The 14,798-nt window shown below is 69.6% G+C and carries 11 protein-coding genes, 1 tRNA gene and 1 pseudogene; 12 read left to right on the top strand and 1 reads right to left on the bottom strand.

All coding sequences use genetic code 11. The features are described 5' to 3' along the window. The first annotated feature begins 81 nt into the window (after positions 1-81). The 4 genes and pseudogenes from OG542_RS12660 to OG542_RS12645 all read left to right on the top strand — a co-directional run. A complete protein-coding gene (locus OG542_RS12660) occupies positions 82-273 on the top strand; it encodes a hypothetical protein (RefSeq protein WP_328410708.1) in 192 nt (63 codons plus the stop codon). A gap of 8 nt (positions 274-281) precedes the next feature. After that, complete coding sequence (locus tag OG542_RS12655) at positions 282-1,472, top strand: JmjC domain-containing protein (protein WP_328410706.1); 1,191 nt, start codon at positions 282-284, stop codon at positions 1,470-1,472. After that, positions 1,406-2,071, top strand: coding sequence for an aldo/keto reductase (locus tag OG542_RS12650; RefSeq protein WP_328410704.1), 666 nt, complete (start codon positions 1,406-1,408; stop codon positions 2,069-2,071). Before OG542_RS12655 ends, OG542_RS12650 begins: the two co-directional genes overlap by 67 nt. Next, positions 2,004-3,146 (top strand): annotated as a pseudogene (locus OG542_RS12645) (tyrosine-type recombinase/integrase); the annotation flags it as partial. The gene OG542_RS12650 and the pseudogene OG542_RS12645, both read left to right, overlap by 68 nt. 211 nt (positions 3,147-3,357) lie before the next feature. Here OG542_RS12645 and OG542_RS12640 read toward each other — a convergent pair. After that, positions 3,358-3,429: transfer RNA gene (locus OG542_RS12640), tRNA-Arg, on the bottom strand. A 116-nt stretch (positions 3,430-3,545) separates the two neighbouring features. Between OG542_RS12640 and OG542_RS12635 the strand changes: the two genes are divergently transcribed. The 8 genes from OG542_RS12635 (at position 3,546) to OG542_RS12600 (ending at position 14,794) form a co-directional block, all read left to right on the top strand. Next, positions 3,546-4,058, top strand: a complete 513-nt coding sequence (locus OG542_RS12635) for a response regulator (RefSeq protein WP_328417883.1) — start codon at positions 3,546-3,548, stop codon at positions 4,056-4,058. Positions 4,059-4,160: 102 nt separating this feature from the next. Next, entirely contained in the window at positions 4,161-5,204 is a 1,044-nt protein-coding gene (gene nrtL, locus OG542_RS12630; protein ID WP_328410702.1) for an ArgS-related anticodon-binding protein NrtL, read from the top strand. An 11-nt stretch (positions 5,205-5,215) separates the two neighbouring features. Then, the gene (gene lysA, locus OG542_RS12625) at positions 5,216-6,607 is read left to right on the top strand and encodes a diaminopimelate decarboxylase (protein WP_184590468.1); all 1,392 of its coding nucleotides are present in this window, start codon (positions 5,216-5,218) and stop codon (positions 6,605-6,607) included. 148 nt (positions 6,608-6,755) lie between these two features. Further along, a complete protein-coding gene (locus OG542_RS12620) occupies positions 6,756-8,048 on the top strand; it encodes a homoserine dehydrogenase (protein ID WP_328410700.1) in 1,293 nt (430 codons plus the stop codon). Between the two features lie 6 nt (positions 8,049-8,054). Beyond that, positions 8,055-9,113: a threonine synthase gene (gene thrC / locus OG542_RS12615; protein ID WP_184590466.1), complete on the top strand. Its 1,059-nt coding sequence runs from the start codon at positions 8,055-8,057 to the stop codon at positions 9,111-9,113. Positions 9,114-9,453: 340 nt separating this feature from the next. Beyond that, entirely contained in the window at positions 9,454-10,383 is a 930-nt protein-coding gene (gene thrB, locus OG542_RS12610) for a homoserine kinase (RefSeq protein ID WP_193480938.1), read from the top strand. A gap of 401 nt (positions 10,384-10,784) precedes the next feature. After that, a complete protein-coding gene (gene rho, locus OG542_RS12605) occupies positions 10,785-12,884 on the top strand; it encodes a transcription termination factor Rho (protein ID WP_328410696.1) in 2,100 nt (699 codons plus the stop codon). A gap of 122 nt (positions 12,885-13,006) precedes the next feature. Beyond that, positions 13,007-14,794, top strand: coding sequence for a trypsin-like serine protease (locus OG542_RS12600; RefSeq protein ID WP_328417881.1), 1,788 nt, complete (start codon positions 13,007-13,009; stop codon positions 14,792-14,794). The last annotated feature ends 4 nt before the right edge of the window (positions 14,795-14,798 follow it).

Raw genomic sequence — 14,798 nt, 5'->3', positions numbered from 1 at the left:
CCGCTCAGAGGCTGCACCCCGCAGCCGCAGGATCCCCCAGGCCACTCGCTTGCCGAGAGGTCCCGAAGAAAGGAGTGCCGGGTGACCACGACCGCGAAGAGCACGAAGGCCAAGAAGGAGGGCGGCGGGACCAGCGTCGGCTTGCTGGTCGCCGTCGAGCAGCTCGCCGTGGCGCACGACCGCAGCGAGGCGGAGCGGTCCGACATCACCAGCTCGCAGAACAGCGCGGGCGATGACGGCGACAACCGCGACCTGAATCTGCCCAAGGAGTAGGAGGAACCATGGAGCACCGGCTCGTCACAGGTATCGAGAAGGCGCTTGGCTGGGGCGGGCCGGGGCCCGTGGGCATCGCGTTCGCTCGCGGGCACCTCGACGACCCAGACCTGATCACCCGGCTGATGACGCCGAACCGGTTGCTGGAGACGATCCGGCACCGCCACCTCGCCAACCCCCAGCTGCGCTGCTACGCCGAGGGAGACGAGGTACACCCCTCACTGTTCCTGTCGACCAATCTCAACCGGCGCAGGCAGGCCGTCAGCCAGGCCGACATGGCGGCACTCGGCCGGATCCTCAACGGCGGCGGAACCGTGGTCCTGGACCACGTCGACTTCTTCGACCCGACGCTGGAAGTCGCCTGCCGCGCCCTGGGCTGGTGGTCCGGCGAGCTCACCTCCGCCAACGCCTACCTGGCCGTCGGCGACACGGACGGCTTCAACCTGCACTGGGACGACCACGACGTGATCGCCGTCCAGCTCTCCGGCGAGAAGTCCTGGGAGGTCCGAGGCCCCTCCCGACCCGCGCCCATGTACCGGGACGCCGAACGCAACCTCACCCCGTCGGAGGAAGTGCTCTGGAAGGGCACCATGCGGGCCGGCGACGTCATGCACATACCCCGCGGCTTCTGGCACACCGCAACGAGGATTGGCTTCGGCGACGACGGCCACTCCCTCCACGTGACCTTCGGCCTCACCAAACGCACTGGCGTGACCTGGGCCAACTTCCTGTCCGACGCCGCACGCGCGGACGTGGACTTCCGTACAGACTTGGAGCGCAGCGACGGCACCGCCGCCGGCGATGTGCTCGCGGCAAAGCTGACCGATCTCGCTCACGAGTACGACCCCAAGCGATACCTCGCCGAACTGAGGGCGAACACCCCGCCTGCTCGGCACATGCCCCACATCCCCGTGTTCGGTCCGCTCGAACACGTCGCCGCCGTCACCGAGTTCGAACCGGTCATCACGCCCTGCGGCGACACGGTCCAAGTGGTCGGCGGCGGCAAGCGCCTCACCTTCCACGGAGGCGCCGAACCCGGACTCCGCAGCCTCCTGTCCGGGCACCCGGTGTGCCTCACCGACGACGACCAAGACCTCACCACGCTCGCCGACCACCTGATTCAGGAGGGGCTGTGCGCACCGCTGACCGCCGACTCGCTCTCGGCCTATACCGGACTGGTCACACCCGTCACCTGCTAGAGAGCGCACTGGAACTGGGTGTCACGGACCTCGACACGGCGTTCAACTACCACCACTTTGCCTCCCACCGGACCCTCGCGGCGATCGCTGGCGACCTGCTCCCTGCCTTCACCATCTCCACGAAGGTCGGCTACTTCCCCGACGGCCACGATCTCGACCCGGCGCGGCTTCGCGCTGCGGTCGAGCAGTCGGCGAGGGAACTCGGCCGCGCACCGGACACTGTGCTCCTGCACAACCCCGAGTCCTCGGTCGAGGGCTTCGTCAGCGCGTGCGCCGTGCTCCTGGAGATGCGCGACGCGGGACTCTGCAAGAGCTGGGGGTTCTCCACTTGGGATCCCCGGCGTCTCCTCGAAGCCGATTGGGAGATCCCACGCCCGGATGTGGCGATGGTCCGCGCCGGCCTCACGGTCTCCGCCGCGATTCTCAACGCAGTGGACGAGCTCGTCGACCGTGCAGAGATCGCCGAGCTGTGGGGAATGGCTCCCTTCGCGGGAAATGCGGATGACTCGATATGGCAGACCGTGGACACCTTGGTACGCCTTCGCTTTGAAGTACCTGAAGATGAAGTGGCCCCATGCCGCGCCGAACTATCGAGATGAGATCAATGAGGCCCTGACTGGGGTCACTAAGGCGCTCGCGCCCAAGCGTCCCGGAACTCCGTCGAATGAGGCAATGCAACGGGCGCTGCGGGACTGGGCGTTTGTTCTTCCTGGCCCGGATGATCGCGAAATCCCCCCAGAGGCGAGAGTCGTGATCGACTGGATGGCGAGGAGCTCCCCGCCGTTGGCTGATCTGGCCAAGCCTGCGGTTATGCGGGAAGTGCTGGAAGCGCTCAAACTGAAACTTGACGGCGAAGCGGCATCAAGTGAGACCTTCAAGCGCAAGCGCAAGGTTCTCGTGAACGCGCTGAACTACGCCACGGAACTGGGTGAGTTGGAGGAGAACCCCGTCAATTCGGTGTCCGTGCAGAAGCCGTCCAGGATCGTCCCTGTCGACCCTCGCGTCGTGGCCAACCCGAAGCAGGCCAGCAACCTGATCGGCTCCGTCTCGTACGTGGGCGGTTACCACCGCGCCAGGGGCAGGCGGCTGGTGGGCATGTTCGCCGGCATGTACTACGCCGGGATGCGTCCGGCGGAAACCGTCGGAGTCGCGATCCAGGACTGCTACCTCCCTGAGGAGGGCTGGGGGCTGGCGAATCTCCACCGAACCCGGCCGACAGCGGGCAAGAAGTGGACCAAGACCGGCGAGGTGCACGACGATCGCGGGCTGAAGAATCGTGATCCCGAGGAAGTGCGGCCGACGCCACTACCGCCGATCCTCGTGGCCATCTGGCGAGACGGCATCGACACGTTTGGCACGGCGGACGACGGCAGACTCTTCTTCAATGAGCGCGGCGGACTGGTTGGTTCCTCGACCTACTCGCGCGTGTGGGGAGAGGCACGGGAGTTCGGGCTGCCGCCGGAGCTTGCCAATAGTCCGTTGGCCGACCGCCCGTACGATCTACGCCACTCGGCGCTCTCGACGTGGCTCAATGCGGGGGTCGACCCCACGGAAGTTGCTGAGCGTGCAGGCAACACAGTGGAGGTGCTCTTGGCGCGCTATGCGAAATGCCTCCACGGTCGTCATGTTGTGGCCAACAAGCGGATCGAAGATCTGCTGCTCGAATACGCGTGACGATGATCACACCGAACACCCCGAGGTGCCCGCCTCGGGGTGCTTCTTATGTGCGAGATCGGTCGGTTCGTCTATCGATGTCCGATCCCGCGTATGTCCCGCAGCGCCCGCCCTAGGGCTGCCTTCGGTGGCAGATGGCTGCATATAACAGCAGGCCCTCCGATCTGGCGTATTGCCTGATCAGAGGGCCTTTTAGGCACCTGATCTGCGGTGCCCCCGGCAGGATTCGAACCTGCGCACACGGCTCCGGAGGCCGTTGCTCTATCCCCTGAGCTACGGGGGCGTGTCCGTCGCGATTGCTCGCGGCGACGGGTAGAACACTACCAGCTCCCTCAGGGTGGTCATCAACGGGTTTCCGCTGTCGAGGGCGGGTGTGTGGGTCGCCCGTGCGGGGTGGAAGTGGGGAAAACCCGGACGCGGCGGCCGGGGCCGACCTACTCTCGAGTTGTGCCAGGGGCGTCGGGCCGGGTGCTTGTTGTGGACGACAACAAGGTCATCCGGCAGTTGATCAGGGTCAACCTCGAGCTGGAGGGGCTGGAGGTCGTGACCGCGGCCGATGGTGCCGAGTGTCTCGATGTCGTTCATCGGGTGCGGCCCGATGTCGTGACCCTCGACGTCGTCATGCCCCGGCTGGACGGGCTCAGGACCGCCGCTCGGCTGCGGACCGATCCGCTGACCCGTGACCTGCCCCTCGCCATCATCAGTGCCTGCACCCAGCACGAGGTCGAGGCCGGGCTTGACGTCGGCGTCGACGCCTTCCTCGCCAAACCCTTCGAGCCCGCCGAACTGGTCGTGATGGTGCGGCAGTTGATGGAGCGGGCGCGGCGTCGGGAAGGGCGAAGCGGTGGTGGCCCCGACGTCGGGGGCGATGGTGCCCAGGCGCAGCCGGTCGATCAGCCGGCCGTACCGTAGGTGGGCAGCCGCTCGGCCTCCTGAGGCAAGCCGCGTCCACATCCCGGACCCTCCCTAAACCGGCTCGCATACCCACCCCCCTCCTCCCATACGCTGGTGCCCGTGACCCCCGTCGAGCTCTCCCACACCGTGCTGCACGCCGTGCGTCGCGCCGTCGACGAGGGTGAGCTCAGCGTGGCTGTTCCGGAGCGGGTCGTGGTCACGCCGCCGGGACCCGGGGGCTGCGGTGACTACGCCACCAACGTCGCCCTCCAGCTGGCCCGTGCGGCACAGCAGCCGCCCCGGCGGGTGGCCGAGGTCCTGCGGGTGCGTCTCCTCGACGACCACCGCATCACCGACGTCGTCGTCACCGGGGCCGGGTTCCTCAACCTCAGCCTGGAAAGCGCAGCGTCCGTCGCGCTCGTCGACGAGATCCTGCGGCGCGGGCGGCGGTACGGCCACGCCGAGGGGTTCAGCGGGGACATCGTCCGGCTCCGGTGCCGGGCGGAGGTCCGTGCCGTCGTCGTCACGGACACCCTCGCCTGCCTGCTGCGCAGCCAGGGCGCCTCCGTCCGTATCGAGTGCGAGGGCACGCCCGACCCGGAGTGGCAGTCGGTCCTCGGCGTGGACGTCACCACCAGGGGAGCCCGGCTTCGCCTCGACAGTCCCGTCACCGTCCGTCCCGTTCCCGCCCCGGCAGACCCCCTCCCTCTCGGCCGGGACGCAGCCCGCTGGGCCCTGCTGTACCCCGCCGCGCACGACCGGCCCAGGATCACCGGCGATCATCTGGTCCAGCGGGAGACCAACCCCCTCTTCCGCGTCCGGTACGCCCACGCCCGCACCCGGGCCCTGCTGCGCAACGCCGACGACCTCGGCTTCCGGCCCGAGCCCGGCCCCGTCAGCGGTGCGGAAGCGCTGGTCGCCGTACTCGGCGACCACCCCCGCATCCTCGCGGCCGCCGCCACCGGCCACACCCCCGACCGCCTGGCCCGGCACCTCGTCACCGTCGCCGACGCCACGCTGCCGCTGCTCTCCGACGTGCTGCCCCTCGGCGAGGAGAAACCCTCGGCCGCCCACCGTGCCCGGCTCGCGCTCGCCGAAGCCGCCGGGACGGTGCTGGCCGGCGGCCTCTCCCTGCTTGGCATCGAAGCATCCGATCACCTCTGAAAGACACGAACATGAGCCGTTCCGCACACCCCGCCGGGCCCCGGCACGCCGATGTCCTCCCGGAGGGCCACTACTCCGCCCCGCCCGCCGACCTCAACGCCCTGGACCCCAAGGTGTGGGCCGAGACCGTCACGCGGGGCGAGGACGGTGTCGTCACCGTCGGCGGTATCGCCGTCACGGAGCTCGCCGAGGAGTTCGGCACCCCCGCCTACGTCCTCGACGAGGCCGACTTCCGGGCCCGCGCGCGTGCGTGGCGCACCGCCTTCGGGACCGACGCCGACGTCTTCTACGCGGGCAAGGCGTTTCTCTCCCGTGCCGTCGTGCGCTGGCTGCACGAGGAGGGGCTGAACGTCGACGTCTGCTCCGGTGGCGAGCTGACCACCGCCCTCTCCGCCGGCATGCCCGCCGACCGCATCGCCTTCCACGGCAACAACAAGTCCGTCGATGAGATCACCAGGGCCGTAGAGACCGGCGTGGGCCACATCGTGCTCGACTCCTTCCAGGAGATCGCCCGTGTCGCCCACATCGCGCAGAGCCTCGGGAAGCGGCAGAAGGTCCTGATCCGGATCACGGTCGGCGTCGAGGCCCACACCCACGAGTTCATCGCCACGGCCCACGAGGACCAGAAGTTCGGCATCCCGCTGTCCGGCGGGCACGCCGCCGAGGCCGTACGCCGTGCCCTGCAGCTCGACGGGCTCGAACTCGTCGGCATCCACAGCCACATCGGCTCTCAGATCTTCGACATGTCCGGGTTCGAGGTCGCCGCCCACCGGGTCGTCTCGCTGCTCAAGGACATCCGCGACGAGCACGGCGTCGAGCTGCCGGAGATCGACCTCGGCGGCGGGCTCGGTATCGCGTACACCAGTGACGACGACCCGCGCGAGCCGCACGAGATCGCCAAGGCGCTCACCGAGATCGTCACGAGGGAGTGCGAGGCCGCCCGCCTCCGTGTGCCGCGTATCTCCGTCGAGCCGGGGCGCGCCATCGTCGGCCCGACCGCCTTCACGCTCTACGAGGTCGGCACCATCAAGCCCCTGGACGGGCTGCGGACGTACGTCTCCGTCGACGGCGGCATGTCGGACAACATCCGCACCGCGCTGTACGACGCCGAGTACAGCGTCGCGCTCGTCTCCCGCACCTCCGACGCCGAGCCGATGCTCGCCCGCGTCGTCGGCAAGCACTGCGAGAGCGGGGACATCGTGGTCAGGGACGCGTTCCTGCCGGCCGACCTGGCACCGGGTGACCTCATCGCCGTACCGGCGACGGGCGCCTACTGCCGGTCCATGGCCAGCAACTACAACCACATGCTGCGGCCGCCGGTCGTCGCCGTGCACGACGGCGAGGCCCGGGTGATCGTCCGCCGGGAGACCGAGGAGGACCTGCTGCGTCTCGACGTCGGCTGAGCCGGGACCGACGGAGGGGTGGAAGATCTCCTGTCTTCCACCCCCGTACAAATGAAATAGATATCTCACGATCCGGACGAAGGGCAGAAAGTCCCGTCCGGTGAGTGAGACTGGTGAAACCGTAGACGGTATGAGGAAACGAGGTCGGATGATGCGTACGCGTCCGCTGAAGGTGGCGCTGCTGGGCTGTGGAGTGGTCGGCTCAGAGGTGGCGCGCATCATGACGACGCACGCCGACGACCTCACAGCCCGGATCGGTGCCCCCGTGGAGCTCGCGGGCGTGGCCGTACGGCGGCCCGACCGGGTCAGGGAAGGCATCGACCAGGACCTCGTCACGACCGACGCCACCGCCCTCGTCAAGCGCGGCGACATTGATGTCGTGGTGGAGGTGATCGGCGGGATCGAGCCCGCCCGGACCCTCATCACCACCGCCTTCGAGCACGGCGCCTCCGTCGTCTCCGCCAACAAGGCGCTGCTCGCCCAGGACGGGGCCGCCCTGCACGCCGTCGCCGGGCAGCACGACAAGGACCTCTACTACGAGGCCGCCGTCGCCGGTGCCATCCCGCTGCTCCGGCCGCTGCGCGAGTCCCTCGCCGGCGACAAGATCAACCGGGTGATGGGCATCGTCAACGGCACGACCAACTTCATCCTCGACAAGATGGACTCGACCGGGGCCGGCTACCAGGAGGCCCTCGACGAGGCCACCGCCCTGGGATACGCCGAGGCCGACCCCACCGCCGACGTCGAGGGCTTCGACGCCGCAGCCAAGGCCGCCATCCTCGCCGGCATCTCCTTCCACACGCGTGTGCGCCTCGACGACGTCTACCGCGAGGGCATGACCGAGGTCACCGCCGCCGACTTCGCCTCCGCCAGGGAGATGGGCTGCACCATCAAGCTGCTCGCCATCTGCGAGCGGGCCGCGGACGGGGCGTCCGTCACCGCGCGCGTGCACCCCGCCATGATCCCGCTGAGCCACCCGCTGGCCTCCGTCCGCGGCGCCTACAACGCCGTGTTCGTCGAGTCCGACGCCGCCGGGCAGCTCATGTTCTACGGGCCCGGAGCGGGCGGTTCCCCGACCGCCTCCGCCGTGCTCGGCGATCTCGTCGCCGTCTGCCGTAACCGGCTCAACGGCGCGACCGGACCGGGAGAGTCCGCCTACGCCGCCCTGCCGGTGTCGCCCATGGGCGACGTGGTCACGCGCTATCACATCAGCCTCGACGTGGCCGACAAACCGGGTGTTCTCGCCCAGGTCGCGACCGTGTTCGCCGAGCACGGAGTCTCGATCGATACGGTTCGCCAGCAGGGGAAGGACGGCGAGGCGTCCCTCGTCGTCGTCACCCACCGTGCGTCCGACGCCGCCCTCACCGGGACCGTCGAGGCGTTGCGCAAGCTCGACACCGTGCGTGGTGTCGCCAGCATCATGCGGGTTGAAGGAGAGTAACCAGCAATGACCCACCAGTGGCGCGGAATCATCGAGGAGTACCGGGACCGGCTGCCGGTATCCGACACCACGCCGGTCGTGACGCTCCGTGAGGGCGGCACGCCGCTCGTGCCCGCGCAGGTGCTCTCCGAGCGCACGGGCTGCGAGGTCCACCTGAAGGTGGAGGGCGCGAACCCCACCGGGTCCTTCAAGGACCGCGGCATGACCATGGCCATAACCCGGGCCAAGGAGGAGGGGGCGAAGGCCGTCATCTGCGCCTCCACCGGCAATACGTCGGCCTCCGCCGCCGCGTACGCCGTGCGGGCCGGGATGGTCTGCGCCGTGCTCGTGCCGCAGGGCAAGATCGCGCTCGGCAAGATGGGCCAGGCCCTCGTGCACGGAGCGAAGATCCTCCAGGTCGACGGCAACTTCGACGACTGCCTCACCCTCGCGCGCGGCCTGAGCGACAACTACCCCGTCGCGCTGGTCAATTCGGTCAACCCGGTACGTATCGAGGGCCAGAAGACGGCGGCCTTCGAGATCGTGGACATGCTCGGCGACGCGCCGGACATCCACGTCCTGCCGGTGGGCAACGCGGGCAACATCACGGCCTATTGGAAGGGCTACAAGGAGTACGCCGCCGACGGCGTCGCCGCCCGGACCCCCCGGATGTGGGGCTTCCAGGCCTCCGGCAGCGCCCCGATCGTGCGCGGCGAGATCGTCAAGGACCCGTCGACCGTCGCCACCGCCATCCGTATCGGCAACCCGGCGTCGTGGAACCACGCGATCGCCGCGCGGGACGAGTCCGGCGGCTTCATCGACGAGGTGACGGACCGTGAGATCCTGCGCGCCTACCGGCTGTTGGCCTCGCAGGAGGGTGTCTTCGTCGAGCCCGCGTCCGCCGCGTCCGTCGCCGGTCTGCTGAAGGCCGCCGAGCAGGGCAAGGTCGACCCGGGGCAGCGGATCGTGTGCACCGTCACCGGCAACGGGCTGAAGGACCCCGACTGGGCCGTCGCCGGCGCCCCGCAGCCGGTCACCGTCCCCGTCGACTCGGCGGCCGCGGCGGAGCGCCTCGGACTCGCCTGACGTGCGCGGACGTGCCGAGCGCCGGTGTGGGGCTCGGCACGGTCCGGCGTAAGACGGCGCTTGCCCGGGGAAGTTCCCCGCAGGGGGTGCACAGGGCTCATACGACACGCATCGTGCGCCTCCTGTGCGCCCTATGTCGCCACAGAACCTTCTTTCGATAGGCTGTACTGAACCCGCCCGCCGCATATGCCTCCGCATGGAGCACGGTGCCGCGCCGTCTCCGCGGCCGGGACAGCGGCCGGCCACCCCGGTCGGCAGCGGCCCCCAGGGTTCTCGTACGCATCGAATGTCCATCGAACGTCATTCGACAATTCCGCAGCTCAAGGAGAGTCATCGAGCGATGGCCGGTCCAGCGTTCCGCGCCGCCGCCGTCCGGGTGCGCGTCCCCGCCACCAGCGCCAACCTCGGCCCGGGCTTCGACGCCCTCGGCCTCGCGCTGGGCTTGTACGACGACGTCGTCGTCCGGGTGGCCGACTCCGGGCTGCACATCGACATCGCGGGTGAGGGCAGCGAGACGCTGCCGCGCGACGAGAAGCACCTCCTCGTCCGTTCCCTGCGCACGGCCTTCGACCTGCTCGGCGGACAGCCGCGCGGTCTGGAGATCGTCTGCGCCAACCGCATTCCGCACGGCCGGGGCCTGGGCTCCTCCTCGGCCGCCATCTGCGCCGGGATCGTCGCCGCCCGCGCCGTGACCATAGGCGCCGACGCCAAGCTCGACGACACCGCGCTGCTCGAGCTCGCCACCGAGATCGAGGGCCACCCCGACAACGTCGCGGCGTGTCTGCTGGGCGGCTTCACCCTGTCCTGGATGGAGGGCGGCGCGGCCCGCGCGATCAGGATGGAGCCCGCCGATTCCATCGTTCCGGTGGTTTTCGTGCCCGGAAAGCCAGTTCTGACGGAGACGGCGCGCGGCCTGCTCCCGCGCTCCGTTCCGCACGTCGACGCCGCCGTCAACGCGGGCCGGGCCGCCCTGCTCGTCGAGGCCCTGACGCGGCGCCCCGAGCTGCTGCTGCCCGCCACCGAGGACCGCCTCCACCAGGAGTACCGCGCGCCCGCCATGCCCGAGAGCGCGGCGCTGGTGGAGCGGCTGCGGGCCGAGGGTGTCCCCGCGGTCATCTCCGGCGCGGGACCGACGGTCATGGCGCTGACCGACGCGGGCACCGCCGACAAGGTCGAGGCCCTGGCGGGCGCGGACTGGGCCGCGAACCGGCTGAGCCTCGATCCGCAGGGGGCGAGTGTTCTTCCGCTCGCGGCCCCCGGTGACTTCTGAAGCACTCGGTTGCCGGATTTGGAGAGGGGGAATGTTTGTTGGATCCGGTAGTGTTAACCTCAAGTCTGCACCCGACCCCACCATGGCGAGGTGCCTCGTGTCCCCGTCCGGGACAGACATTCTTCCGGGAGCCCCCCAAGCCGCACTGTGTTCCGTACGTCGGACCGTACGCCGTACGCGGACACTGAGCGGGGCGCAGGGCACGCTCCGGAACCGGTGCGACCACGCCGCGTGACACTGACACTGGGTGCCACGGCTTAAGGAAGCGCCATCACCAGATTCCTCCGCCGCTTAGGCGGACCACCGCCCCGGCACGGTTCACACCACACGGACCGAAGTCGGACAGCACAACCGGTCGCCGAGCCAGACAGGCCGACGTCCGCTCCAGGGAAGGACCCTTCGTGAGCGACACCACCGATCTGATGGGCGCACGTGTCGAGGAGACCGCTGCCGCGCCCGCCACGGACGCCTCCGCGCCTGCCAGCGGTGCCGGCTCCCGGCGGCGCCGCGGTACCGGCCTCGAGGGCATGGTGCTGGCCGAGCTGCAGCAGGTCGCATCCGGCCTCGGCATCAGGGGCACCGCGCGTATGCGCAAGAGCCAGCTGATCGAGGTCATCAAGGAGGCGCAGGCGTCCGGCGGCGCCGCTCCGGCCGCGAAGGCCGACGCCCCCGCCGAGACCAAGCCGAAGCGCCGCGCCACCTCCCGGACCCGTACGGGGGACAACGCCGAGAAGGCGGAGAAGAAGGCGGACGCGAAGCAGGCCTCCGAGGCCCCCGCCGAGAAGGCCGACAAGGCCGTGGCGCAGCAGCAGATCGAGATTCCCGGTCAGCCCGCTGGGGGCCCCTCCCGCGATGGGGGTACCTCCCGCGCGAGCGCAGCCGAGCGTGGGGGAGAAGCCGAGCGTGGGGGAGACGACGCGCCCTCGGAGCGTCGTCGTCGCCGTGCCACCGCCGACGCCGGAGCCCCGGCCTCCGCCCCCGAGACGGTCGCGGCCGAGGCGAAGAACGACACCAAGGCCGATGCGCCGGCGCAGCAGTCGCAGCAGCAGTCCCAGAACGACGCCAAGTCCGACTCCGGTGACGGCGGCGAGGGCCGCCGCCGCGACCGCCGTGACCGCGGCCGGGACCGGGACCGGGACCGTGACCGTGGCGGCCGGGGCAACAAGGGCGACGACCAGCAGGGCGGCCAGCGCGGCCAGCAGCAGAACCAGCAGCAGGGCGGCGGCGGTCGTCAGGACCGTGGCCAGCAGCAGGATGACGACGATTTCGAGGGCGGCCGCCGTGGCCGTCGCGGGCGTTACCGCGACCGTCGTGGCCGTCGTGGCCGCGACGACGTGCAGGAGCCGCAGATCACCGAGGACGACGTCCTGATCCCCGTCGCGGGCATCCTGGACATCCTCGACAACTACGCCTTCATCCGCACGTCCGGCTACCTGCCCGGCCCGAACGACGTGTACGTCTCCCTCGCCCAGGTCCGTAAGAACGGCCTGCGCAAGGGTGACCACATCACCGGTGCCGTGCGTCAGCCGAAGGAAGGCGAGCGGCGCGAGAAGTTCAACGCGCTGGTGCGCCTGGACTCCGTCAACGGCATGGCGCCCGAATCCGGGCGTGGGCGGCCGGAGTTCAACAAGCTGACGCCGCTGTACCCGCAGGACCGGCTCCGCCTGGAGACCGACCCGGGCGTCCTGACCACCCGCATCATCGACCTGGTCTCGCCCATCGGCAAGGGCCAGCGTGGTCTGATCGTGGCCCCGCCGAAGACCGGCAAAACCATGATCATGCAGGCGATCGCCAACGCGATCACGCACAACAACCCCGAGTGCCACCTGATGGTCGTCCTGGTCGACGAGCGTCCGGAAGAGGTCACCGACATGCAGCGGTCGGTCAAGGGCGAGGTCATCTCCTCGACCTTCGACCGCCCGGCCGAGGACCACACGACGGTCGCCGAGCTCGCCATCGAGCGCGCCAAGCGGCTGGTCGAGCTCGGGCACGACGTGGTCGTCCTGCTGGACTCCATCACGCGTCTGGGCCGTGCCTACAACCTCGCCGCGCCCGCCTCCGGCCGCATCCTGTCCGGTGGTGTCGACTCGACCGCGCTGTACCCGCCGAAGCGCTTCTTCGGTGCCGCGCGCAACATCGAGGACGGCGGCTCGCTCACCATCCTGGCCACCGCGCTCGTCGACACCGGCTCGCGCATGGACGAGGTGATCTTCGAGGAGTTCAAGGGCACCGGCAACGCGGAGCTCAAGCTCGACCGGAAGCTCGCCGACAAGCGCATCTTCCCGGCGGTGGACGTGGACGCGTCCGGTACCCGTAAGGAAGAGATCCTGCTCGGCAGCGACGAGCTCGCCATCACCTGGAAGCTGCGCCGTGTGCTGCACGCGCTCGACCAGCAGCAGGCGATCGAGCTGCTCCTGGACAAGATGAAGCAGACGAAGTCGAACGCCGAGTTCCTGATGCAGATCCAGAAGACGACCCCGATGCCGGGCAACGGCGACTGAGGTAAGCACTGGGCAAAGGGCCGCTCCCGTGAACGGGGGCGGCCCTTTGTGGTGTTGGTGTGCAGGTAGGATCACGCTCTTCGAACATGTGATCCCGAGGGGGGACATACGTGGGTACATCCATGCCTGGGGGCGGACGGCACAGACGCCGGATACGCATCGCACTGCCCGTCGCCGCGGCCGGTGTCGCGGCTGCCGTGGCCGCCGCCCTGCTGACGACATCCGCCGACGCGGCCACCCCGCTGCCGCAGCCGACGGTCAAGCCCGCCACCAGCTCGCCGTCGCCCGCCGAGCTGGAGAAGCGCGTCGCGGGCGCCCTGGCCGGCGACGACACCGCGGGCAGGACGAGCAAGGCGTCGCTGAGCGCGAGCACGAACGAGGGCAGCATCGACCCGAAGGTCATCGGCGGCAGCCAGACGACCATCACCTCGGCCCCGTGGATGGCGCAGCTCCACTACTTCGACGACCGGGGCACCTCGAGCACGAGCGACGACATCGGCTTCTTCTGCGGCGGCGCCGTCGTCGCGCCGACGAAGATCCTCACCGCCGCGCACTGCGCCAAGGGCTACGACTGGAACGCCAACGGCGCCGTCGTCACCGGCACCGCCCAGCTGCCCTCGGCCGACGGCACCGACCTGCACGGCGGCACCGTCACCGGCGTCTGGCGGCAGTGGAACCACCCGTCGTACAACGCGACGACCATCGACAACGACATAGCGGTGCTCACCCTGCCCGTGCCGGTCAAGGCCACGCCGATCCGGATGACGACGTCCGGCGACACGACCTCGTACAAGGCCGGCACCAGCGCCAAGGTCTACGGCTGGGGCCGCACCAGCTCCACCAGCGACGCCATCTCCGAAACGCTGAAGACGGCCACACTGCCCGTCCAGTCCGACACCACCTGTGCGGGCGCCTACGGCACGGACTTCGTCAAGGGCCACATGGTCTGCGCGGGCAAGCCCGCCACCGGCAGCGACTCCGGCACCACCTCCGCCTGCAACGGCGACTCCGGCGGCCCCCTGGTCGTCAACAACCGGATCGTCGGTGTCGTGTCCTGGGGCGTGACCGACTGCGTCGCCAAGGGCGCCTACAGCGTCTTCAGCAAGGTCAGCTCCTACGTCGGCGCCGCCTACCCGCGCCTCGACGACACCAACATCAGCGGCGACCACAAGGCCGACCTGTGGGTGCGCAACGCCTCCACCAAGACGGGCTACTCCAAGGACTCCAAGGGCACGTCCTTCGCCGCCCGCGAGTCCTGGGGCAACTGGAACGGCTTCAACACCGTCCTCCAGACGGACTTCGACCGGGACGGCTACCAGGACCTGGTCTACCGGCGCAGCAGCGACGGCGACGTCTTCTGGACCCACTACGTGATCTCCACCGGCACCTGGTCCACCAAGCAGATCGCCGACAACTGGAAGACCCGCACCCGCATCATCACCCCCGGTGACGTCACCGGCGACTACCTGCCCGACCTGCTCTCGGTCGACTCGGCGGGCGTGATGTGGATCTACCCGGGCAAGGGCAGCGGCACCTTCGCGCCGCGCGTGAAGGTCGGCTCCGGCTGGAACCAGTACAACTCCGTGCGGGGCCACGGCGACTTCACCGGGGACGGCAAGACCGACCTGATCGCCCGCAGCAAGACGGGCAGCCACATCTACCTCTACAAGGGCACCGGCAAGGCCGGCTCGGGCGCCTTCTCGGCACGGGTCAAGGTGCGCACCTGGAGCGGCTACAACGCCTTCGACGCGACCGGCGACATCACCGGCGACGGCAAGGCCGACTTCCTGGCCCGCACCCCCGGCGGCACGCTCTACCTGTACCCGGGCACCGGCAAGGCGACCAGCGAGATCTTTGCCACAAGGAAGTCCGTAGGTACCGATTTCAAGCAGTACGACATCTTCGGCTGAAACC

Source organism: Streptomyces violaceus (genome assembly GCF_036014075.1).
Classification (GTDB): domain Bacteria; phylum Actinomycetota; class Actinomycetes; order Streptomycetales; family Streptomycetaceae; genus Streptomyces; species Streptomyces violaceus.
The sequence above is the reverse complement of the archived record's forward strand: the minus strand, read 5'-3'. Positions and strand labels throughout refer to the sequence as shown.

Coding starts and splice junctions, on each gene's coding strand:
- OG542_RS12655 (WP_328410706.1), top strand. CDS start 282: ATGGAGCACCGGCTCGTCACAGGTATCGAGAAGGCGCTTGGCTGGGGC.
- lysA (WP_184590468.1), top strand. CDS start 5,216: ATGAGCCGTTCCGCACACCCCGCCGGGCCCCGGCACGCCGATGTCCTC.
- OG542_RS12620 (WP_328410700.1), top strand. CDS start 6,756: ATGATGCGTACGCGTCCGCTGAAGGTGGCGCTGCTGGGCTGTGGAGTG.
- thrC (WP_184590466.1), top strand. CDS start 8,055: ATGACCCACCAGTGGCGCGGAATCATCGAGGAGTACCGGGACCGGCTG.
- thrB (WP_193480938.1), top strand. CDS start 9,454: ATGGCCGGTCCAGCGTTCCGCGCCGCCGCCGTCCGGGTGCGCGTCCCC.
- OG542_RS12600 (WP_328417881.1), top strand. CDS start 13,007: ATGCCTGGGGGCGGACGGCACAGACGCCGGATACGCATCGCACTGCCC.